This window comes from Candidatus Poribacteria bacterium, from assembly GCA_021295715.1.
Lineage (GTDB): Bacteria > Poribacteria > WGA-4E > WGA-4E > WGA-3G > WGA-3G.
The window spans coordinates 1-23747 of the sequence record JAGWBV010000099.1; the positions used below are offsets into that span (position 1 = coordinate 1).

At 46.3% G+C, this 23747-nt stretch carries 18 protein-coding genes; all 18 read right to left on the minus strand.

Annotated features, from left to right (window positions below; all coding sequences use genetic code 11):
• Positions 1-271, minus strand: a 271-nt coding sequence (locus tag J4G07_19250) for a cytosolic protein (GenBank protein MCE2416125.1), incomplete at its 3' end; no start/stop codon positions are given.
• Positions 240-1109: a site-specific DNA-methyltransferase gene (locus J4G07_19255; GenBank protein MCE2416126.1), complete on the minus strand. Its 870-nt coding sequence runs from the start codon at positions 1107-1109 to the stop codon at positions 240-242. The genes J4G07_19250 and J4G07_19255, both read right to left, overlap by 32 nt.
• Before the next feature lie 97 nt (positions 1110-1206).
• Positions 1207-3666, minus strand: coding sequence for a BamA/TamA family outer membrane protein (locus J4G07_19260; GenBank protein MCE2416127.1), 2460 nt, complete (start codon positions 3664-3666; stop codon positions 1207-1209).
• 244 nt (positions 3667-3910) lie between these two features.
• Positions 3911-5083, minus strand: coding sequence for a hypothetical protein (locus J4G07_19265; protein ID MCE2416128.1), 1173 nt, complete (start codon positions 5081-5083; stop codon positions 3911-3913).
• Between the two features lies 1 nt (position 5084).
• The gene (locus J4G07_19270) at positions 5085-6248 is read right to left on the minus strand and encodes a hypothetical protein (GenBank protein MCE2416129.1); all 1164 of its coding nucleotides are present in this window, start codon (positions 6246-6248) and stop codon (positions 5085-5087) included.
• Between the two features lie 252 nt (positions 6249-6500).
• Positions 6501-7283 (minus strand): DUF4159 domain-containing protein, encoded by a 783-nt coding sequence (locus J4G07_19275; GenBank protein ID MCE2416130.1) that lies wholly within the window; start codon positions 7281-7283, stop codon positions 6501-6503.
• Positions 7284-7306: 23 nt separating this feature from the next.
• Positions 7307-7525, minus strand: a complete 219-nt coding sequence (locus J4G07_19280; GenBank protein ID MCE2416131.1) for a hypothetical protein — start codon at positions 7523-7525, stop codon at positions 7307-7309.
• A 64-nt stretch (positions 7526-7589) separates the two neighbouring features.
• Entirely contained in the window at positions 7590-9281 is a 1692-nt protein-coding gene (locus tag J4G07_19285) for a hypothetical protein (GenBank protein ID MCE2416132.1), read from the minus strand.
• 330 nt (positions 9282-9611) lie between these two features.
• Positions 9612-10175 (minus strand): hypothetical protein, encoded by a 564-nt coding sequence (locus J4G07_19290; protein ID MCE2416133.1) that lies wholly within the window; start codon positions 10173-10175, stop codon positions 9612-9614.
• Positions 10176-10266: 91 nt separating this feature from the next.
• On the minus strand, positions 10267-12807 hold the full coding sequence (locus J4G07_19295; protein ID MCE2416134.1) for a hypothetical protein: 2541 nt from the start codon (positions 12805-12807) through the stop codon (positions 10267-10269).
• On the minus strand, positions 12753-13385 hold the full coding sequence (locus tag J4G07_19300; GenBank protein MCE2416135.1) for a sigma-70 family RNA polymerase sigma factor: 633 nt from the start codon (positions 13383-13385) through the stop codon (positions 12753-12755). The genes J4G07_19295 and J4G07_19300 overlap by 55 nt, the downstream gene beginning before the upstream one ends.
• 200 nt (positions 13386-13585) lie before the next feature.
• Positions 13586-14785, minus strand: a complete 1200-nt coding sequence (locus J4G07_19305; protein MCE2416136.1) for an ABC transporter permease — start codon at positions 14783-14785, stop codon at positions 13586-13588.
• 135 nt (positions 14786-14920) lie between these two features.
• Complete coding sequence (locus J4G07_19310; GenBank protein MCE2416137.1) at positions 14921-15145, minus strand: hypothetical protein; 225 nt, start codon at positions 15143-15145, stop codon at positions 14921-14923.
• Between the two features lie 37 nt (positions 15146-15182).
• Positions 15183-18077: a sigma-70 family RNA polymerase sigma factor gene (locus J4G07_19315; GenBank protein MCE2416138.1), complete on the minus strand. Its 2895-nt coding sequence runs from the start codon at positions 18075-18077 to the stop codon at positions 15183-15185.
• A gap of 160 nt (positions 18078-18237) precedes the next feature.
• Positions 18238-18384 carry a hypothetical protein gene (locus tag J4G07_19320; GenBank protein ID MCE2416139.1) on the minus strand — a complete coding sequence of 49 codons (147 nt, stop codon included), beginning with the start codon at positions 18382-18384 and terminating at the stop codon, positions 18238-18240.
• Between the two features lie 74 nt (positions 18385-18458).
• Entirely contained in the window at positions 18459-19883 is a 1425-nt protein-coding gene (locus J4G07_19325) for an ABC transporter permease subunit (GenBank protein MCE2416140.1), read from the minus strand.
• 39 nt (positions 19884-19922) lie between these two features.
• Positions 19923-22883: a sigma-70 family RNA polymerase sigma factor gene (locus J4G07_19330; protein MCE2416141.1), complete on the minus strand. Its 2961-nt coding sequence runs from the start codon at positions 22881-22883 to the stop codon at positions 19923-19925.
• A gap of 209 nt (positions 22884-23092) precedes the next feature.
• Positions 23093-23747, minus strand: a 655-nt coding sequence (locus tag J4G07_19335; GenBank protein ID MCE2416142.1) for a sigma-70 family RNA polymerase sigma factor, incomplete at its 5' end; no start/stop codon positions are given.

Sequence of the window (23747 nt, forward strand, 5' to 3'; positions counted from 1 at the left end):
CGCCGTATACTTTTGAACAGATAAAAATGGCAAGTCCTTCCAGAAATCCACCAAAAATTGTTTCTTCTTGCGAAGATAGACGAGCATCTAAGATGGTCTTCACAAAATCTTGTGCCGTATTGATGTTTTTAGCTTTGAATAGATAAGGATTCTTCTGTTTAACGACATCCAACATCTTCAATTTTTGGAGATTATCCAACCGTCTCTGATGGAAGTCTTGAATGTTCGTCTCAACATAATCAGTGATCTCTTGTTGTGTAATGGGTTTCATCTTGAGTCTCTTCAAATAATAAATATTGTGTCGGCTTGGTATTCTCTTGTGCCAATTGATAATACTGGGGTAAAATTTCAATACCAGCAGAATTCCTAAATAACGTTTGAGCGATCTGACACGTCGTACCGGCACCCGCAAACGGATCAAGCACCCAATCATTTTCTTTCGTAAACAGTTTGATAAACCATTCGGGTAGTGCTTTGGGAAAAACGGCACTGTGCTTCCGATTTCCCGTCTCTGTTGCTAAGTGCAAAACATTCGTTGGGTATGCCATCTTTCTATCTAACCAATTGGAAACATTCTTACCAAACCCACTCCCCACTTTCGATGTATCTCGGTTTTGATCTGTCTCGCTGAGATTCTTTAACCTTTTTTCCGCCCAATCTCCCATCGGCACCATAACTTCCTCTTGGTACATATTAAACTTCCTGCTTTTATTGAACTGCAGACATCTTTCCCAAGCGTCCCGAAATCGGTTCGGCCACTTGCCCGGATAGCAATTTTTCTTGTGCCAGACGAATTCCTCTGTCCACAGCCATCCCTGCTTCCTCATTTCAAGTATCAACTCAATGACATACGTATGCCTTTCCCCAGCAATAGCTTGCTCTTTGATGTTTAGAATGAACGTGCCGGACGGCTTGAGGACTCTCAAAAATTCTTCCGCACGCGGCATAAACCAGTTGACATATTCATCTGGACTAATTCCGCCATACGTTTTGGATCGCCGATCCGCATACGGTGGAGAGGTCATAATCAGGTCGAAGGAATCGGGGTCAAAATCGGCGAGTACTTCTAAGCAATCTCCAAGGTAAAGATCTGTTTTTATTTCTTTCATGCAATGGTCTACCTTTATCTGCGTAGTTATCAAATAATACCACACTTTGCGCGAAAAAATTAAGTAGAAGATTAGAGTTCCAGATGCGTTCAGTAGATTAAAAACTTTTGGACCACATTGTCGTAACTTGGATACCTGTGCCAGATTCAAAGGCTTTTGCAATGTTGACTCTGAAAACAGGATCGTCCCCTCCAGAATGTATACCCGGAACGTTCACCACAACAACAGAGTTATCTTCGCCAAACTGTAGACCGATACCGATGCTCCCTTTCGGATCGAAGGTATATGCGGGACCAGATACATTCCAGACCTGTCCCTCATCAAAGAAGAGAATGCCAAAGGCGTTTCTGAAAATACCCCAACTGAACAGATTGGATAAACGGTAGTGGTATTCGACATTGAGCAGAAATCCACGATCTCCGGCAAACGCGTAGGGAGAAGACGTATGTCCACTTTTATAGGTTATTAAACCTTCAGATTTACCTTCTGCTCTGGACCAAGGATACCCCCTGAGGCCCTCTACGCCACCAATGACAAATTGACGTTGAATTGGCAAAGTAGAGTCGGAAAACCCAAACAGAAACCGAGTCCGAACTCGGTTATTCTTTAGACGGAAAGCATACCGAAAATGCAATTGTAAACGCGTAAAATCAAAATCGGATCCTACAGCCGCATTGCTGTGTTCAATGAAAAGCGTATTGTGCCAACCCATGGAATGCGTTATATTATTCAAATCGTATTGGAAGGTGAGACTCCGCAGGGTGCCGGGGATTATTGGAGGGTTCTCTCTCACACGGAGTTTCGATCCCCAATTGGCAACAAACCAATCTGTGCTTCTCTGTAGACTCGTCTGTGATTCCGCAACCATTGCCAATCTGAAGGAATGATTCGGCATAACTGGAGACCACTGCAATGCGATCTCAGCCCCTTGTCGTAGATAGTAATTTTGGAGGTCGGGTGTCCCAATGATGCGTTGAAAAATAGGGAGTGGGTTGTTGTAATTCGGAAAAAGTTCAGGGGCAACGGCATCTGTCAAACGGTGAATTTGCGCTGTGAGTCCGAGATTCCAAATGTAAGGTTTCCCCCAATTCGCTATGCCACCTATCCGGTAATGGACATGCGGATTACCGAATGCGTAACTCACCTTTCCAAAAAGCTTTGAAGTCTGATCGCTCGATGAATCTCTGATGTTCCACGTCCAAAGGGGTCCGACATCCTTTCGTTTGCCGAGTTCAAAACCGGTGCCGATTTCCCATCCCGTCACTCGATTGAATCCGAAACGTAGCGGCGGAGGTTTCTCATCAACAATAATCGTCGCAACGTATTTTGAATTCTCCTCAGCTACCTGTAGGTTTAACTCGTCAAAGTAGGGCATCGCATTATACAGTGTTTTTAGGGCTTGTTCAAGATCTTCAGAACCGTTTTCAAGCGTCTGTTGAATCTGTGCGTCCGATATTTTCTCATTTCCTTGAATGCGTATTTCGTGGATAGGGACATCCCCTGCCAGAAATCGTGTGCCTACGGCTGAAAGTTGAGCATCTAATTCCTGTAAGACCAACTTGCCGGCTGTTGATTTGTGGACCTTGTTCGCCTGAGAACCAGAGATTGTCAAAGATTTTAGGAGTGACAGCGTTCGTGTAATCGGTAGATCCGCCACAGTAATTATCGCAGTGTGTTTGGCATTCACTTCTTCGACGCGTAAAGATGCCTTTTTAGAGGTACTAATGAGCAGGCTTGTAAGAATAGGCATCACCACAGCGATGTCGCCAGATCCATTTTCAAGGACTTTCATAATGTTGGAACTCTCAATCCCGTTGGCACCTTGGATTTGAATGTCCTGAATTCGCTTACCATCAAAAATCCAATCCCATGACTTTGCCGGTTCTTGGCTTTCATTTAAGGAGGGTACTGCTTCAGCTGGATCGGTGAGTTCGGGGTGTTTTCTGCGGATTTCCCCTATCGCAGGTTCTGGCATTGGCTCGGCAACTTTAGGCATTAAGAGTGGTGGAGGGGGCGCGATTTCCAAGTCACGAGGTTTTACCGACATTAATTCAGGAATCTCAATGCCGAGTTGATGGAGATTTAGTAGCAGCATACCGAGCTGTTTTTTCGGGATTTCACCAACGATATTTATCAGATACACATCATCGCCACTTTTAACAATAACAAAGACTCCTTGGATCGTCTCATTGACTTGAAGGGTATAGAGATGCAAATTATCGTTTTCGACATCGTCCTGAATGGGGTGTCCCAATGCGTTCCAGCCGCGATCTTTTAGGGATTCTCCGTAATATCGACCCACTTCCTTAAGATTAACAGATCGACTTCGATAACTGCGGAGATGTAAGTTGTCTATGTTATTAAACAGCGGTGCGATGTTGGAAGTAGTATCTTCCATCACGAGTACAATGACACGTTTGTCTAAATCAAACTGGAATTCAGAGGATGGCAGATTTGGAAAATCGAAGGCGACAGTGCCGTCATTGGACTGTGATTGTACTGCCGGGTTAATGAGAAGCAGAAACGCTATGAATACTTTTGTAATCTTATTTTTCATCTTTTTAATTATACCTTGCGGAGAAACACCGTGAATTTGAAACTTTGACGCGTATTCCTTATATCCGCCTGCGTGTTTTTGCTTGGGTATTTCTGCGTATTGTTGCAGGCTACAGGTCCCGTACACATTCTATAATTATACCTTGCGGAGAAACACCGTGAATTTGAAACTTTGACGCGTATTCCTTATATCCGCTAAGGAGAATCTAATTTCATTATGGGCTTGGTTTTCGCGTTAGATACCTTCAATGTGCGTTGTCAATGTTCTTCAGGCGTTGTTGTAGTTTTCTCAATGCCTCTGGAACGCGAGGTTTGCTGGGACGATAGATAATTTCCGGTGGCACAATCCTTCCGAGCAGATATGACTCTGATCGCAAACTCCATGCGGGGGTTGTTATCGAATAGGAACGCCTCGCCTCAGAGTAAGGTTCTTTGGAATGGGTATAGTACCACTGTAGCGCGATAGAGTATCGGGGACCTTGGAAATAGTGAATCTCAACAGGGTACATGCCAGTCTTGAGCGTTATACTGCCACGTTTTCCCTTCCCTGTGTGAATTCCATCGTTATCTACGACGAGCGTCCCGTCGATATATAGTTTTGCCCCGTCATCTGCATAAAGCCCGAAGTGGTACAACCCGGGCGTGTCGATTGCTAACTCCCCTCGGAAGCGAATTGCAAAATCCTCAACAACATATTGCATCTCTGGTGTCGGAAAACCCTGAGTATAATCTCGTTTAGAGACATCTAAGTTTGCTGTAACAAAGGTATAGACAGGTGTTAAAAGGTCGAAATCCGGCATCCGATGGATGGGGCCACCCGGGACGTAGACTTCCCCGATTAATCCGTGTCCAGCCATCACATTTGTGTCGAAGATACCGAGCCCTGCATCTATGCCATCGAGTATTGCGAGTTCCACATCCGATACGCCTGTCCCTTTTGCAAAGTGTTTCCCGTTCCCATATCCGCCGGTTCCACGTCCACCGCGCCCAGGTCCCCCAGCACCAATTCCTCGCTGTCCCTCAGCAACAACGGGACCTGAGAGTGTTCCCTCTTCACCGAAACTGGCATTGGAGACAGGGCTTGGAGCATCTGCATGAGGCAGATCGGTGTGTGTAACGACATCCGGAGTTACATCGGCATGAACGGGTGCCTTCGGGACGCTCACCTCTGGCGTATACGTCGGCGCAGCGGGGGAAGACGGTGAGGCATCCGTCTCACTCACCTGTGGGACTACAGGCATGCGTGGCGGTAAAATCCGCTGTCTCACACGCTTTTCGGATTCTAACTCCAATATCTCAGCCGATATGCTCTCTTTCTCTGTGGTGAAATGATTCACAAGAAATGGCGAGATTGCCAACATCAATGCTATGTGGAGCGCAAGCGATATCAATAAGGCACGGTTTGTATACCTTGTCATTTTACTCTACCTTTTCAATATGCTCAAGGCGTTGCTGTAGTTTCTTCAACGCATCTGGGACGCGTGACTTACCCGGGCGATAGATAACTTCAGGTGGAACAATCTGCCTATGGGAATTTGGGGGTTGATAGAACCATTGCAGCGCGATTTCATAACGGGGTCCTTGGAAGTATTGAATTTCAAACGGATGTGTGCCTGCTGCTAACTCCATACTTCCGTGTTTACCCATATCCACGAAATGTCCCTCAAAATGCCACGATACATGGGCATTTTTCGACAGATCCTTGCGTCCTTTGTTCCGCGTTATTCCGTGAATTCCATCATTATCGATAACGAGGGTGTCGGCAATATACAACTTTGAACCATCATCCGATAAAAGCCAGAAAGTGTACCTACCGGGAGTATCTACGGCTAACACACCGCGGAACCGAACCGCGAAATTCTCGACGACAATCTGCTTCCCTGGTATAGGAAATCCTTGCGTGTATTCTCTTACGGGTACATCTAAATTTGTTGTAATAAAGGTGTAAACTGGTGTCAAAGCCCCAAAATCGGGCATCCGCTCAATAGCGATACCGGGAACATAAGCCTGCCCAATTAATCCGTGTCCTGCCATCACGTCTGTGTTAAAGATACCGAGTCCTTCATCTACGGCATCAAGCGTCGCGAATCCTACATCTGATACACCTGTCCCGTGGGAAACCAAGTGTTTTCCATTCCCATATCCACTGTTTCCGATGCCACCAACCCCGATGCCTTGCTGTCCCTCAATCACAACGGGACCTGCAAGCGTGCCATCTTCGCCAAAACTGGCGTTGGACACAGGACTTGGAGCATCTGAGTTGGGAAGATCAGCGTGTGTAACGATGTCAGGCGTTACATCAGCACTGACGGGTGCCTTCGGGACGCTCACCTCTGGCGTATACGTCGGGGCAGCAGGGGATGAGGGTGATGATTCGGTCTCACTTACCTGTGGCACTATAGGCGAACGCGCCGGTAGAACCCGGCGTTTTACAGGTTTCTCAGATTCTGGTTCCAATATCTCAGCCGATATGCTCTCTTTCTCAACGGTGAAATGGTTCACAAGAAACGGTGAGATCGCTAACATCACCACGACATGGAGCGCAAAGGATAGTAATAAGGCTCGATTTGTATGTCTTCGCATTTCGGTATTCCTCATGCGTTTGAGATGGGCATCTACAAAAGATGTAGGGATTCGGGGATCCCTCCTACAAATATACCCGTTGCATTACTACAAACGAGTTTCCAAGAAGTTGCAGTTTTTTGATTGTCTCAGATCATAAACATTTTTATCGCGACTTGCTAAGAAATTTAACATCCTATGATTAGGGTGACGGCACTTAGGTATCCAAAGGTTGCATTTTTTTCAAAAACGCCCCTACGGAACTCACTGTATTTAGTGCGTAAGTGAATAGATAACAGCGTTGATTCCCATTTTGAATGCCATATCCGAATACTCGCGCGGATAGAACGAATCCGCGGCATGTTCCCATGCGTCTCCCCAATCGGTATTGAAATTAATCATCATCATAAGCCTGCCGTTGTCATCATAGATTCCGAAACACCGCACGTGACGGCCGCCGGCACTTCCTCTTTCGTAAGTTCTTCCTCTGCGTGCTGCGCCCGCTCCGGGAATTTGCATCAGTTCGTTGATGTTATAGAAACAGTGAAAAATCGGGTGCGAGATCGGGATGTCCTCGGGTTCACGATCCGGGAAGATTTTCTTCAGCTGTTTATTAAACCGTTTCCATGTTTGGTTTCCGTGAAAATCGTCGACAAGGATGAAACCGCCACGTAGCAGGTATTCCCGTAAATTTCTCGCCTCAGTGTCGGTAAATTTCAAATGCCTGACATCTACCATATATCCAAACGGGTAATGAAAGAGTTCCTCGGAATCAATATCAACTATCTTTTCTTTTGAATTCACCGCGATATTCGTCTGCTCGCCGAGCTGCAGGATGAAGTTCCGGTCTGAAGCGGGCCAATCTGTATCCCATTTGCCGCGGTGCCCCCAGGAACCCCTGTATTTCAAACGAACGAAAGTGAAGACATCTGTCTCCGCATTCTCAACGACAGCCGCTGAGGCGAAATGACCGTCAAAAATAGACGATACTATCAATATTGATACAATACAGAATCCAAAGGATAGTGAAAAAATACGATTGGTGTGTCGGCGCATTTTATTACCTCTTGCTGCGCTGATTAGAAACTATGAAACCAGAGGACATTGAATTGCACACCTTGTTCCGATTCAAAAGCTTTCGCAACGTTAAACCGTAGAAAGGAATCGCTTTCACCGAACTGGAAACCGATACCGGCATCGCTTTTCGGCACAAGTGTCTGCGTTTCGTCATTTATATTCCATGTTTGACCCGCATCAAGGAAAAACACGAGGAAGAGATTGAAAAAATCAAATTGCATGTTTCTCCAGGTGAACAGTTCCGGTACAGGGAAGAAATATTCGATGTTGAAGAGGTAGCCACGGTCACCAGCAAAAGCGTAGAGCGGGTAGCCGTTTAATACGCCTGGTCCGCGATGCGGTTGAAAAACTGCCGACTGCCCGGGTACGTATCCGATGTTCACCGAATGGATGTGCATAACGGAGATGAAGTTGATACCGCGTAAAGTCGAAATCCGAACCGAAGGCGGTGTTGCTATGTTCAACAAAAAAAATATTATGCCAACCGAGATGGTTCTGGCGGGTGTTAAGATCATATTCAAACATAACACTCCGCAATCCGCTGGACGTTATCGCTGGATTTTCTCGTGCCTTTGACCTTGAACGCCAGTTGAAAAGATGCCAATCTGTGCTCTTTTTCAGACTCTCGTGGTTTTCAGCAAAAAGTGTCAACTTAAGCAAGTGCCTTGTGGGAATAGACTCCACACGTGGTAGTTTTTCCCATCGGAACGCTACTTCAACGCCAGTCTTCAAATAATAGTTGTGCAAGTTTTCCGCACCAAAAAGATTATAGAACAAAGCACCTGGATCATTCAAAGAATTGCTAACACGATAAGGAATCACGTTGTCAGGTGTGATGTCGGTAGCACGGTGAACCTTGGCATTGATTCCAAACCCATGATACCATCTGTCAGCATCTCCCTCCAGATTGTTAAATTGTGTATATGTTGCAAACGGCATCGTATCAATACCAATTGCGACATCTGTTATTTTGTTACCGAATCCGTAACCTGCATATCCAAAAATATGTGAGGTCGGCATTCCATTTGAAAAGCGTGCTCTTCGTAAATCCCTTTTTACAGTCGTACCCAGTTTCCAACCTGTGACCCGGTTAAATCTAATCATCGGGTTCATTGCAAAGGAATCAGGAGATCGTGATGAAGCGCGTTCCTTCACGGTAATCACCGCGATATGTTTCCCGTTTTTTTCTCTAACACTCGACTCTACCACCTCTAATTTCGCGCCCATTTTTTTTTGGAGTGTTCCTACTGCTTTTTCGATGTCCTCGTCACCAGTTTCAAGCGTTTCGAGAATCTCAGATCTATCAATTGTATGATTGCCCTGAATTTGAACCTCATAGATCGGGGAACCATCGGCAGTACGGAACCGCGTCGGTGAAGAAGCACGTTGTTTGTTAAAGCGACCAAACGGAAGGGGAAGGCGAAGGGTCACAGTAGTCCGTAGAGAAGCAGGTGGTTCGTCAAAGTCTAACACGAGTAGCGATTCCACTTCAGGGATCTCGATACCGAGTTTACCGAGATTCGTTAAGAGTTGACCTGCCTGTTGCGATGGAATATTGCCAACAATGTTTAGCAGATAGACCTTCTCAGCACTTTTTATAACCGCAAAGATGCCCGTGAAGGTATCATCCACGCTTGTGCCTTCCAGAGCGACTCCGTTCAGGACATAGAGTCCGACCCTATCATCTTCCTGTATGCCGTTCCAGTCTTTCGCTTTCAAGTTTTCGCTGTAATATTGAGCGAGTTTCTCATAAATGCCTGCTTCATCATCGTAGATGTGGATGTAAAGGTTGTCCACCGTATTGAAGGGGGCTGTCGTAACGGCGAGTGTAATCAGTTCGCGGGTGAAGTGGAATTGAAACTTGGCATTTGGTATATCAGGACAATCGAAAGGGATTGTGCCGTCTGAAGTGGCAGCGGACGTTTGTGTGGATACAATTAGCAGTAGTAAGACTATAATTATAACATTATATTTCATGTTTATTTTCTGGACATATATGGTTTTTGGAGATTGTAAAGGTTATTATAATAACTTAAGGTCGTATTGTCAACTTCCGTCTGAAAGATTTAACGATGGGTTTACAAAGTGGGTTTACAGAATAGAAAAGGCGTGCTTGGATGAAGACTAAGAATTTAATTCGGTAATATGTGAGGGTAATTGTCAGAATCAGGATTTTCAGGATTACAGAAGCTTTATTTTCCGCTCCTGGAAACGAAACTCAATTTCCTTTTTATCGGGATCTTCCTTAACCATCTGAAGTTCTATTTCCGTCAGTTGAAGAGCGTTAGAAAGAATAAAAAAATAGGGTTACTCTTCATCACCCTCGACTTCTATAGAAATTTTGAATTCTTGAGGGTTTACCCCCTGGTCCTCAAGGTCCTTAATCTGGTGTTCAAGTTGTTCAGCATTTTCTTCCAAAGTCTTGATATAGTTCCGACTTTCATCGTTATCGCGCGCGATTTGGAGTTCTATCTGATTCGCTCGCAGAAGCTCCGGCACAGTTGCTTCCTTTTTCCGGAAAATCTTATGTGTGAGAACTACCCACTCTTCCAAGAGGGAATGATCGCCCTTAGCGTGGATATACAAAGAGGTTCTGAGTGCTTCTAATGCTTCCGGATCGTCCTTATCTTTGAGTTCAAGATACTTGAGCATATATTCTTTTGACCTTGCTTTCCGCTGCTCAAGTGGGAGGGATAACAGGTAATCAAGAGATTTCAACTTATTTGCAAGGGCGGTCTTGTCTTCTTCACTCAACCTCTCAACGATGCTGACCGATGTTTCTTCATCCACGCCATCAGGGTCGTGATCGCAGCCAGTATTTCCAGTTGTGAAGATGATGAAAAACGCGAGCAGCATGAGAAATCGGATCATTTTAGTTCCTCCTTAGCAAGTGCAGGTGGCTTCATTCACGGAAACTGACGATTCGCGCGTGATAGTTCATATCTCTCATCATTTATCCACATTATTCATCAAGCGTGAACCGCAGGACACCACGGTTAGCAGTCCCTACATAAAGTGTGCTACCATCAACGGCGAAAGAGATAACAGAGCCTGGAATTTCGGGTGTCGCCTGTTTCCATGTATTGGAATCCTCTTTCAACAGATACACGTGTTGGTCGGTCTGTCCATACACCGTTGTGCCTGCTGCTGCTAATCGGGAGACAACGAGGGAACTGCCTTCAGCATCGGTTGTGACGTGCCAGTGCGTGCCGTCGTTTGAATACGCAACACCTGTGTCGGTTGCCACATAAACGGTTGGTCCCGCGAAGGAGATTGCCTTGAATTTCTCAAAAGAGAACGGGATACCTGCAGTAACATCGTGCCAAGTGTCTCCTTCATCAAACGATTGAAAGAGGCGTCCCTCCCGTTTTCCGATGTAAACCGTGTTGCCTGACACGGCGATTTTGAAACCCATAGAAGTAATTGAATCATGAGCAGTCGCAACATCAGCGGAATAACTGTCAGGAGAGGACAATAGAGATGCGAAAGCGTCTTCGCCCTCATCTACTAAACCCGTGTTGTGCCACGCATTCATGCCGGGTTTCCATCTATAAAGCGTCTTCCCGTACTCGACATAGTATGTATCGCTACTCACGGCAAAGTTTCCAATAAACGACATCATACCAGATGCAGCCTGTTCTTGCATAACCTTATTCATGGCTTCATTTAACTGGTTAAAATCAATATCTTCGGGATTTGGTGGTTCGCCCTTTTCAAGGTTTTGCTTAGCCTTGTCCGTAAACGCTTGCATCATAATTTCGTCCATTTCTATGCGTATTTCCTGTGAATTGATGCTTTCAAAACCAGGCATGCCGTCTATAAACGCCATGCTATTGTCCTCGGTGGATAGACGCGCTATCGGCGAAGGTGAAGTCATATGATTCCCTCTCTTTACGTACAAAGTATTGTCAAATGCTTCAATAAGGACACCGCCATCGATACCACTGGGCAGTGGTGTCCACGATTCACCCCCGTCCGTTGAGGAGACAAACCTATTTGTTGAATTTGCGTAGAGTTTATCGTTAACAGTGATGAGCGTCTGAACCGGAATGCCAACGAGACCGCTATTAAACGGATGCCACGATTTGCCACCATCAATTGTGGTCTGAACTCCACCAGATGTTCCTCTGTAGAAAGTGTTCGCGTCCATCATCAGCACAGGCGGCGGGACTCTGTAAGATGAGTTACCCTTTACATCTAAAGCAGTCCAGGTTTCTCCAGCATTCATGGAGTAGAAGAATTCTCCGAACGCATCTACGACTGTAACCCTGCCTTGTGTTGTGAAGAGTTTAATACTCGGCATGTAGATTTCTGTTGCATCTGCACCAGGGAATGGGGAAGCCATATCAAAATTAAAGAGATTCTGCTGCTGCCTCTCTGCCTCACCTTCCTGTCTTTTCCGTGGATCTATGGAATACCACGTATCCCCTTGATCGGTTGAACGGTAAAGGGACCACTCGGAATTCCCTGTCATCGAAGATTTAAGTTGTCTCCCTCTCTGATTCTGATTTGTCAGTTCATTCCCCACGGCAACATAGAGACGGTGTTCATCGACGGCTAACGCATGGATAGCTAATTGATTTTCGGATATTTCTGCTGGACGAATGGTTAATTTTTTCCATGTATCCGTATCCGTATTGAGCCGATAGAGTCCGCTGTCAGTTCCAGCGAACAGGGTGTGCTCAACGGCGGCGATTGCCCGAATTTTCCGATCCGCGAGGTTTCCATCGTTCAGAGGTATCCACGATTTACCCGCATCCACAGAACGGAATATCCCATTAACGAGAGCAAGGTACATTGTCAGTTCGGCTTCCGCCCCAGGAAGCCTATCCGTTATGACGATCCCGACTGGCTGCCCTTTTGGGTGCACACCGAGCGAATTCCATGTCTCACCATCATCTGTAGAAGTCAATACCTCCCCATTGGTAGCGACGTAGATCGCATCGTTCGACGCTACCATCTGTTGTGTGCCGCCCATCATCCAATCTTTCAGGCTGAGTGAGGTTGGGTCTCCGGCGATAACGAGTTTCCATGAATGTCCGTCGTCTGCCATCTTATAAAGATTGGTGGCGGTTCCGGCGAAAATGTCTCCACGCGTTGTCGTGAAGAGGGTATTCACAAGCCCGCCTGCGGGTCCCTTTGTTTGTATCCACTGCGGTTTCGGTGTTGATACCTCAGTTTCGTCAACAAGTGCGGCAGCGAAAAGTCGCGAGTCCGGTTGCTGACCGGCACCGGGATTCTTACCGGGGACAGCCGATGTTCCTATCTGATTCCGCACTGCGGGTTTCGCAGGTAAATCTACGACCAAAACCGCCTCGATCAGATCAATCGTCCGTTCCGATGTAGCGTTTAGATCGTAAGGTTTCTGGAAACGTGAGAGATATTGTGTGCCAACCCCCATGAATAAAAAAATCAATACAGCCGAAGCAGCAGAAAGCATCCACGGCACTATAGGCTTATTCGCAGCAGGGGTTGTAGGTGTGATACGTGAGATTTCTTGCATAATGTCCTGTGTAGATTTTGTTGAATCATGTCTTCTTCCTTCTTGAGACGATCGCGTGCCCGACTCAGTCGGCTTTTGATAGTATTCGGAGAGACTCCCAAAAATTCGCTGATGGCTTTGATCGTCATTTCACCGAGGTAGTAAAGCGTCATTACTGTGCGTTCGCTTTCTGGCAGTTTCTGAAGTAGTTTCTTAACGACTTCACGGCGCGTTTCGTCCGCTTCGGTTGCCTGTTTCTCTGCTACGTATCGAGAGTATGACACTTCATTCACCTCACTCATATCCGTAACTTCTAAAGATTGTTCCGGTGGCGGATTCTTTCGGAACCAGTCAGAACACAAGTTTGCCGCGATGACATAAAGCCAGCCTGGAAACTGGGTATGGTTTTTCAAGGTTCCGAGCTTCTGGTATGCCCTAAGAAACGCGTCTTGCGTAACTTCCTGGGCGATGTGAAAATCGCCGATCTTCCGCCACACCAGCGCGTGAACCCTTTTCTGATATTTCGTGACTAACGGACTGAATGCGTCCTGATCGCCTTGCAATACCCGTTGAATGAGTTCAGCATCATTGTGATCCATCACCAACCTCCTCCAGAATCGCACTCTGTTTTAACTTAAGTGACGGATTTTAGGTTCTAAGAAGTTGCATTATTTTTTATAAAGTGGAATCAAGATTAGGAAATTGATACTATTGACGGTGTTTAAATAAAGGAGAAACGAGCGACGTAATTGCGAGCTCGTGTGGTTGGAGGTGAGCAGAATCAATGTGAAATTGCGTCTTATTCGGTTCGCAATGCCTCGATTGGAGAGATATGTGATGCCCTCATTGCAGGGTAAAGCCCAAACAGAATACCGATACAAGCGGAGATACTAACGGAGACTGTCATCCAGTGTAGAGAGATTACGACTGGCCAGTGCGGAATTACCTTAACGACTTTGACAGCAATATATGAACAAAGATAACCTGTGCCGATACCGAGAAAAATCCCTAACAAACCACCGACACCGCACATCACAACCGCTTCAATCAAAAACTGCAAGAAAATGTCTCTTCGTTTTGCGCCGATGGCGCGGCGTATTCCGATTTCCCGTGTGCGTTGGTTCACTGAAACCAACATCATATTCATAATCCCGACGCTTCCCACAAATAGCGAAAAGCCTGCGATACTGCTGAGCATGATTGTGAGAATCCGACTGATATTATCGAGTTCATTCACAGCGGTGGTATGAAAACTAATATCAAAAAAATTGTCTTGATTCCGATGCCGTTTTCTTAAAACGGATTTGACTTCCTCAGCGGCTTTTTCGATGGTATCGGCATTCATCGCTCTGACGCTAAGATAATTGACATGATGTTTTCCTTTAAACCTATCTTGTGCGGTTGTCAAGGGAATGAACACAATATCGTCCCAACTGAATCCGTATTGCAGGCTCGTTCCACGTTCAGCCATAACGCCTAAGATGCGGAAACGGTCGGGGTTTCCCCCTTGCAGTGAAAGTTTGATTTCTTTGCCAATCGGATTCTGTTTTCCAAACAGTTCTGTTGCGACCTCTAAGCCGAGAATACAGACTTTCCTACGGTTATTGAACTCATCTTCGGAGAAGAATCGTCCGTGCTGAACCCACCACTTCTTCCCAGTCGGGAAATAAGAATTGACCGCATCATATTCCGTCCATTTCGTTGCACCACCTTCAGCTTGGGCAAGCACTTCACCAGAAACTATCGGGATTACAGATTCAACAGTTGGGCATTCGGCTTCGATCGCCAAAACGTCTTCATATTTCAGGTGTTCACCGCTGCGATTTGGTATTACGCGATCTCCGATCCAAATCCACGGATTCCGTCGGATAGTAAAATGGCTGCCATACTTTTCAAACTCTTGGGTAACAATGCTTTTCGCACCGTCACCGACGGCGAGCATTGCGAGCACAGCGGCAACGCCAATGATGATACCGAGCATTGTGAGTGCCGAACGCATTTTTTCTTCCAGAATGGCAGTGAGCCCTGTTGAAATGCCTTCGTAAAATTTTATTGGGCTGCCCTCCGTTACAATGCGTGTTGAAGTTAAGATATGCGATAACTATATGCAGGTTGTTCTCGTATAAGTGAGTCTTCAAACATACCATTGTGCTTGTGCTCTGAAGAACTGGGCATAAAGCCCATCTTTTGCCAATAAGGTTTCATGGTCACCGTCTTCAACGACCGTGCCGTCATCAAGAACGAGAATTCGGTCACAGGTTCGGACAGAAGAGAGACGGTGTGAAATTAGTACGGATGTGCGCCCTGCACTCCGCTCAATGAATCGTTCGTAGACCGAACTTGAAAATATCGCTAACAATTACAGAGCCGCCTATTTTGAAAAACTTCGCAACATTCTATTTATAAGGCAGCCCATTGTAAGTTTCTTTGGCAATGGAGATGTGAAATATCCCGTTATCTTCACTGGCACTATAGAGTCTATCGTTGATAATGGCGAGAGAGGTACTCTTATTTGGAACTTCTGAAGAAATCTGTTCCCACTGCCCACGGATATCTAAGCGATAAACACCTGTATCACCAATGCCATAAACTTCGGTATCGTCCAACGCAAATTGGTTGATGACGACGCGCGTATCTGATTTATCGGTTATCACGCGCCAATGTTCCCCGGTTTGTGAAACCAAGACTCCACTGTCCGTTGCAACATAGAGGGTTGTCCCTCTAAAAATGAGATCCTTGAAACGGCTAAAGTGAAGCGGGAGAGCCGGTGTAACATCTCTCCAATTGTCCCCACCATCAAGAGACTGAAACAGTTCACCATCCCGTTTCCCCACATAGACGGTTTTTCCAGACGCGGCTAATCTGAATGCATCTGTGATATCATCAACATGAGGGGCACCGATGTCTACCAATCCCGTATTTGTCCACGCCGGATCCCCTAATTTCCATTTGAATAACTTTCGCCTGTATTCTACGTAGAATACATCACCACTGACGACAAGCTCGTTGGTCTTCACACTTTTATCTATAGAAGGCACTATTCCTTCAGCAGATATTGCCTTATCTTTTATAGCCGGAACATCTTGAAAGTGAATGAAAGCATCGTCTTCAGTAGATAAACTGTAAATTTGGAAGCTGCTTCGCTTCGGTAAAAGGAAATAGAGATTATTCCCAAGGATGATAAAACTGGAAAGAGTAGAATAAGAATAATTGATGCTGGAATCGTCCGTGCCATCAATCCGCACTTTTTTCCAAGATGCGCCTTCGTCGCTGGATTGATAAACTTCAGAACCGTTACTCGCGTAGAGTTTATTGTTAAATACGACCAGATCTTTCACTCTGTTTCCTGACATCCCGTCCATAAATAAGTTCCATGAGTTCCCAGCATCGGTTGTTCGACCAACACCAAATACACTTGCTTTGTAAAGCGTCGTTTCGTTCACGGCTACAACGGGAAGACTCTGAATCATCAACCATCTCGGATCATATTTAAATTTGTGCCAAGTTTTTCCGCTATCTGTGGAACGAAACTGTTCGTATCCCAATGCCATGAGAGTTTTGCCAACTGCTAAAACGGTTAGACCCGCCGGTGCTCCCCTATAACTATACTTATAGTTAGGTGTAATTTCAGTCCACGAGGCTCCCAAGTCATCTGAATGGAAAACTCCTATGAAATGCAACTCGTTCTTCCGAGTTTTCTGATATACTTCCATCGGTGTAAATCGTACTAACAGATCGGAACCTGTTCCAACATAAAGATTGTTATCTGATACCGCTAAAGAAAGGACGGCTTGTGATGTATCGATAGGCATTTTTTTCCAAACACCTAAATCAAGACGATAGAGACCTTGCTCTGTTCCCGCAAACACGGTTTCTCCAACAGCCGCAACAGTAGAAATTATTTCCGCACTCATCCCATCCTTAAGTAGGTGCCATCGTCTTCTATCATCCACTGATTGGAAAACCCCTTTATTTTTTAGGGCAAGATACATCGTTATACCTGCATGAGAACTTGACACCCTCGCTGTATCAATTGTATCAATGACGATGAGTCCAACCGCATGTCCTTTGGGACGTGGACTCATCGTATTCCATGTCTTCCCATCATCGGCTGAAGCAAATATTGCTTCCGTAGAAACGACATAAAGGGTATCCCTGTGTTCAGTCATCGGCATAAGCGACTTACTAATCGGGATATTTGTGTTGATACGTGTCCAATCCGTGGCATCTGCTGGGAATCTGTAGATACCAGTTTGTGAAAGGGCATAAACAGTTCCTTCAGATGTAGCAAAAATATCGCGTACCGAACCACCCGGCGGTGCGTTACCCTGCGTCCACTGCGCTGTGGAAAATTTGTGTTGAGTTTCTTGTGCAGTGGATCTTAAATTCGCCTCAGAAATCTGTGTGCCAGTACCGGTGTTCTTACTGGGAACGTCAGATCGTCCAAACTGCCTTCGGACATCAGGCTTTGATACAGTATCAATTACGATAGACGCGTCAACGATTTCAACCGTGGGTTCAGAGAGTGCCTCGAAACTATATGGCTTCTGGAAACGGGCAAGATATTGACTGCCCACACCGAGCATCAGTATAACCAAAACCGCAGCCGCACCCACTGCCGCCCAAGGCACCATCGGTTTACTCGTAGCAGGGGCAGCAGGGGTGATACGCGAGACTTCCCGCATGATGTTCTCAGTCAATTGATTCGTGAGTTGGAAACTGCCGAGGTTCTCTCGGATTATATCTTCCTCTTTCCGTAAACGGTTGCGAGCGCGGCTCAAACGACTCTTAACGGTATTCGGGGAGACTCCGAGAAACTCACTGATGGCTTTGATTGTCATCTCGCCGAGATAATGGAGCGTCATCACCGTTTGTTCGCTTTCTGGCAGTTTTTTGAGCAATTTCTTGACAACCTCTCGGCGTGTTTCGTGGGCTTCGGCTTCCTGTTCTTCCGCTACGTATTGAGAATATGATTCCTTGTCCATCTCACTTGAATCGACAGTATCAAGGGATTCGATAGGTATGCGGTTCTTTCGGAGCCAATCAAGGCACAAGCGTGCTACGATAACGTAAAGCCATCCAGCAAAAGCGTTAGGGTTCTTCAAGGCACCCAGTTTTCGATATGCCCGGAGAAACGCGTCCTGCGTGATCTCTTGTGCGATATGAAAATCACCGATTTTTCGCCACGCAAGCGCGTGAATCCCTTTCTGATATTTTTTCACCAAAGGACTGAATGCGTCCTCGTCCCCTTGTAATACTCGTTGAATGAGTTGAGCATCACTCTGTTGCATTGCACACTGCCTCCCGAATTATTACGTCTATTGATTGAAGTGACGTAACTTGGGTATGGAAAGGTTGCATTATTCTTGAAAAAAGTGAAAAACGGTAACACAAACTAAAGTTTATGCTACACGCATATTGAAAAGTATTCAATTAGAAATGATATGAGAATTATTCGATCTGCTTTGCCAGATTCTCCTGCACCAGTTCCGCAACAGCTTCCTCAAGTGCCCGCCCGCGGAGTTCAACCTTGCGAACGATTCCTTCTCCGTCAATAAAGGTTGCATTATTTTCGGCAGAGCAAAAAATCGACCGCAAATTCTTACCTGTAGATAGGTTTAAGTTTCCGTTACTTCCACAAACTGAAGACCGAAGACTGATAACTACTCACATCAGATATCGGAACGGAAGAATTTTAGGAACGCCACTGCCGTAAACGCTAAAGCAAAAAAACCGAGTAAGCACACATCTACTGCAGAGCGACGCAAGGTATCCGATAAAGCGGATTCCGTCAGGGGTGGGGGCGGCGGGATTTCGTCTGATTCAGAGAGATTATTCCCCTGTCGATCCATTATTTGTATGACCTGTGCCATCACGTCGTCTGAAATTCCACTGAAATATGAATCATCAAGTTGCTTGTAGTATCTCTCACCCGTTTGAAAGTAGAGGTCCCTTTTTAGTTTACCGGTTTGCGTTAAGTTTATCGCAGAATAGATGAGAGAGGACGTTGGCACGAGCCGAGAGAGCATTTCTCCAATGTGCTCTTGGCGATCCTTTTCGCGTTGGTATCCGTTGTCAATTTTGTTTGCCTGATTCTGGAACTTCAGTCGAGATTCCTCGTTAATCGGTTTCCGAATCTTGTCCAATCTTTTTTGCACCTCTGGTGTTATTGCCAATTTCGTCCCAAAGGTTTCAACTATTTTTTTATTTAACTTCTCTTGTGTCTCTTTCGCCAGGTTATTGCGAAGTGCGGTTTTTTCCATATAAACAGTCTGCTGCGTTCGGGTGGGTGCAACGAGTTTTGCGATGACAAACGCACCTCGCGGCGCGATTAGCACTGCAAACACCCAAAATGTAAAAGCGACAATCAGCGCGGTCTTGGCGTTGTCGAGATAGGTTGAAATGACGACACCTATCGCAAAAAAGACCGCAATATAGAGGAGCGAGACAAGCGTTAGACCGAGCACTGGCATCGCGATCTTGAGCTCACCGAGTGGAAACCCTTGCCAGACGATCAGGAGTAACCCCAAGAGGAAAGAGACTAAAAACGGAAGAACGAACACAACGTATCCACCGATCAATTTGCTCCACAAAAACACATCTCGAGGAACGGGGTTTGACAAGTTTATCCGAAGGGTGCCTGCTTCTCTCTCCCCCGCAACAGCATCAAATGTGAACAGAAGTGCCAGCAGACTGAAAACCGTCCCAACAATAAACAGGAAGTCCAGATTTCCTAATACATACGCCAGAGGTGCTTGCGCAAGTGCTGTTGAACCCGGCCGAATGCCATTACGCGTCATTCCAAGATGGGTCGGCAGCACTTCCTCTAAACCGTTTGCGAAGACGCTCAGCGGCATGGGCTTCAGGAAAAGCTTGGAAACTTCTACATCCGGATCTTGCGCATTCGGTGGATTTACCTTTGCTTCTGATCGCGAGCGATTCACCGATTCTTGATAATCTGTCAAACTCTGACGATGCTTGCGATAACTGATAGAAAGGGTGAGTGGGATGAGCAGCGCACACATCAGCAAGAGTGCGATGAACCGGACGCTGAGAATATGATGCATAATTTCTTTCTGAATCAATGTTATTAACACGGTAATTTCTCCTTTGTTTTTTAGTTCTTAACCGTTTCGTTAGTCGTCTAATTTAAAACGTAACACACCACTACCATAGGTACCAACATAAAGCACGTTCCCCTCAACATCAAGAGCACTAACAGGATTCGGAATCTCGGGTGTCATCTGTTTCCATCTGTCAGAATTTTCTTTTAATTGATAGACGCGTTGTTCCGTAACGCCATACAGAGTCGTTCCGCTCACCGCAAATTGGTCTATAACGATTGGCACACCTTCAGGGTCGGATGTAACGTGCCAGTGCGTGCCATCGCTTGAATATGCAACCCCTCTATCGGTTGCCACGTAGATAGCGGAGCCAGCGAATTCTATTGCCTTGAAATGTGTAAAAGAAAACGGAAGTTCGCCCGTAACATCGTTCCACGTATCTCCTTCGTCAAACGACTGGAAGAGGTGTCCGTCTAATTTAGCGACGTAGACTGTTCTCCTTGAAACAGCGATTTTGAAACCGATGGAACTGGGATTGTTAAAACTGCCAGCCGTATCAATGAGTTCACCTTCATCTATGAGCCCGGTATCAACCCATTCCGGCGTGCCGGGTTTCCACCTGAAGAGTCTCTGTTCATATTCCATATAGTACGTATTACGACTGACAGCGAAACCTCCGAGAAGTCCACGCATCAGCTGCCGGATCTCTTCCACGGCCTTATTGTCATCTCCAGCAACCTCCACATCTAAAGAGGCGTTTTTCCTTAAAAACGACATCCCCGGAATAGGGCTTAACCGATTGTCCTCGGTAGATAAGCGCAAGAGTTGAACGCGATGTTCGGTGCCTCCTATACCTCTGGCATAGAGCACATCGTTGAATTTCGCCAGATTCGTGATGTTTCCGAGGCTGCTTGGGACAGGTGTCCACACCTCATTCCCGTTGGGCGAGGCGAGAAGTTCGCCCCCCACATTGGCATACAGCACATTCCGCAGAGAAGCTAAATTCATCACGCTTGTATTTACCAATCCCGTGCTAAATGGATGCCACGTTTTGCCGGCATCGGTTGTGCGATAAATCCCAGACGCTCCGTTCCGATAGAAGGTATTCGCATTCAAAGACACAAGCCTGGAAACATCTCTTATGTCTGGTATATTTGAATCCAAGGTAACCCAGTTTTCACCTGCGTCACTTGAGTAATAACTGCCTTTATCGTCCATTGCGAAAAGGCTTTCTTCCACTGCTACCATTTTGAAGGTTGAAGTCGTTTTCGTTTCTGAGTCTTTGGATTTATCCTTACCCTTTTGGTAGGATTCCGAAGTTCCAGAAGCAACATGAATCGTCAGTCCATCTTGGGAGGATGGCTCTATTTTCCTTTTTATAAAGTCTAATGTCTGCCACGAATCTCCCAAATCTGTTGAGCGATAGAGTGCCAGAGATGTCGCGGATATCAGTCGCACTGGCAGACCAAACCCGACCCCTTGATTCATAGCCTTTTCCCCCACGGCGACATAGAGTCGATGCTCGGCACTCGCCACTGCACGGATATTCTGGGATTCACCCACCGATAATAAGGTGCTACCTTCCGAGTTGAGGCGATACAGTCCAGAGTCCGTCCCAACAAACATAACATTTTCAACGGCTGTGATTGCGCGAATTTCTTTGTTCACCAACTGTCCGCTTACGGACACCCACGAGTTACCAGCGTCCACAGAACGGAATACACCATTAACAAGTGCCAAGTACATTACAATATTGGCTTGCGCCCCAGGTGCCTCATCTGTTATGACGAGATCAATCAACTGACCCACTGGACGTGTACCGAGTGTATCCCACGTCTCGCCTCTGTCCATTGAAGCGCGGATTTCTGTATCGGAGGCAACGTAGAGGGTATCGTCCCTCTCTATTATTTGCCATGATCCGTTAGGGGGCATGTTGGCGTTGACAAGGTTCCACCGACTTCTATCGTCCGTCAATCTATAGAGGTCGGTCCCTGTTCCGACGTAAGAATCTCCGTTAGCTGCGATGAACAAGTTCTGAACGCTGCCACCTTCGGGGCCCCCAGTTTGGGTCCACTGCGGTTTCGGGGTTGAGACTTCTGTCGTGTCGATGGGGAGTGTGGCAACAAGGGATTCGTCCGGTTTCTGAGCTGCCCCAGGACTTTTACCGGGGAGTGCCGAACTTCCTGCCTGAGTCCGGACGGCGGGTTTCGCAGGGGAATCGTAAATAAAAACTGCGTCAATAATCTCAACTGTCGGTTCCGAGGTGGCATCGAGATTATAAGGCTTCTGAAAACGAGAGAGATGCTGCGTGCCAATCCCAATCAGTAGGAAAAGCACGACGGCTGAGACGGCGGAAAGTGCCAAGGGGGCTACCGGCTTACCCGTAGGAACAGGAACCGGACTCAGGCGTGAAACTTCCCGCATGATGTTCTCTGTTAATTGATCCGGGAGTTGGAAACTGCCAAGATTCTGATGGAGTATATCTTCCTCTTTCCGTAAGCGGTTGCGAGCGCGGCTCAGGCGGCTTTTGATGGTATTCTGGGAGACACCGAGAAACTCAGAAATGGATTTGACCGTCATCTCGCCGAGGTAATGGAGCGTCATCACCGTGCGTTCGCTTTCGGGCAGTTTCTGGAGGAGCTTCTTAACGACTTCACGGCGCGTCTCATTCGCTTCGGCTGCCTGTTTTTCTGCTATATACTGAGAATATGAAACCCTGTCTATCTCATTAGTCTCGGTAGCCTCTACGGATTCCGGCACCGGCATGCGATTCTTTCGGAACCAGTCAGCACACAAGTTTGCCGCAATAACGTAGAGCCAACCTGAGAACTGGTTATGGTTTTTCAAGGTTCCGAGTTTTTTATACGCAGTGAGAAACGCGTCTTGCGTGATTTCTTGTGCAATATGAAAATCACCGATCTTCCGCCACACCAGCGCGTGAACCCCCTTCTGATATTTTCTCACTAAGGGACTGAATGCCTCCTGGTCCCCCTGTAATACCCGCCAAATGAGTTGAGCATCGTTTTGTTCCACAGCACGCCTCCTCCAGAAGTATGTACATCTATTGATTGAGGTGACGTAATTTAGGCCTCAAAAGGTTGCATTATTTTTCAAATGGCTTTCAGCAGTCAGCAGTCAGGTTTGGGCAAATACCGGCACAAACTAACAATTTATACTATAGGGTGGCTTCCTTGCCAGAATCGCGGGTCAAAAACTTTACACATCCTATCTAAAGCCTGCTCCTATTGTAAGTAAGGGAGCAGCAGCGTCTGGAGTCTTTTACGGGCATGGTGCAAATATGTTTTAACGGTGCTTTCCGATTTGCCTAAGCGTGCGGCGATCTCTTTTATCGGAAGGTCCTGCAAGTAACGCAAACGAAACGCGCGACGTTGCCCAGATGGCAGTCGATGCACAGCACTGCGAATAACGCGTCCAAGCTCCTCCTTCTCAAGGATTTGACAAGGCGATGGCTGCGTTTGGAGCATCGGAAGACCATCGTCTGCGTTTTGTGGTAATTCCTCACAGGCAAAAACGATGTCCCTATCTCGTTTGCGGAGAAAGTCAATGCTACAATTGACAGCAATTTGGTAGAGCCAACTGTAAAATACGGATTGTCCCTTGAAGTTCTGTAGTGCCTGCCACGCCTTCAGGAACACCTCTTGGCAGAGGTCTTTCGCTGTCTCAGGGTCACGAACCTTCCGATAAATCAGATTATAGATTTTTTGCTGATATTTGTACACGAGTGGATTAAACGCCTCTGTATCACCATTCTGTGCACGCGCCACAAGTTCCGACTCGTTGAAATCGTTGCGTTCAGTGTGTATTGTTAAAGCACTTCTCATATTTTTCTCCTTGTTTATGGCTGTCGGTGAAGAGGCTTTTCGTGGAATATGTCCG

Coding starts and splice junctions, on each gene's coding strand:
- J4G07_19260 (MCE2416127.1), bottom strand. CDS start 3,666: ATGAAAAATAAGATTACAAAAGTATTCATAGCGTTTCTGCTTCTCATT.
- J4G07_19270 (MCE2416129.1), bottom strand. CDS start 6,248: ATGCGAAGACATACAAATCGAGCCTTATTACTATCCTTTGCGCTCCAT.
- J4G07_19285 (MCE2416132.1), bottom strand. CDS start 9,281: ATGAAATATAATGTTATAATTATAGTCTTACTACTGCTAATTGTATCC.
- J4G07_19315 (MCE2416138.1), bottom strand. CDS start 18,077: ATGCAACAGAGTGATGCTCAACTCATTCAACGAGTATTACAAGGGGAC.
- J4G07_19255 (MCE2416126.1), bottom strand. CDS start 1,109: ATGAAAGAAATAAAAACAGATCTTTACCTTGGAGATTGCTTAGAAGTA.
- J4G07_19300 (MCE2416135.1), bottom strand. CDS start 13,385: ATGGATCACAATGATGCTGAACTCATTCAACGGGTATTGCAAGGCGAT.
- J4G07_19295 (MCE2416134.1), bottom strand. CDS start 12,807: ATGCAAGAAATCTCACGTATCACACCTACAACCCCTGCTGCGAATAAG.
- J4G07_19265 (MCE2416128.1), bottom strand. CDS start 5,083: ATGACAAGGTATACAAACCGTGCCTTATTGATATCGCTTGCGCTCCAC.
- J4G07_19280 (MCE2416131.1), bottom strand. CDS start 7,525: ATGCAATTTGATTTTTTCAATCTCTTCCTCGTGTTTTTCCTTGATGCG.
- J4G07_19290 (MCE2416133.1), bottom strand. CDS start 10,175: ATGATCCGATTTCTCATGCTGCTCGCGTTTTTCATCATCTTCACAACT.
- J4G07_19305 (MCE2416136.1), bottom strand. CDS start 14,785: ATGCGTTCGGCACTCACAATGCTCGGTATCATCATTGGCGTTGCCGCT.
- J4G07_19275 (MCE2416130.1), bottom strand. CDS start 7,283: ATGCGCCGACACACCAATCGTATTTTTTCACTATCCTTTGGATTCTGT.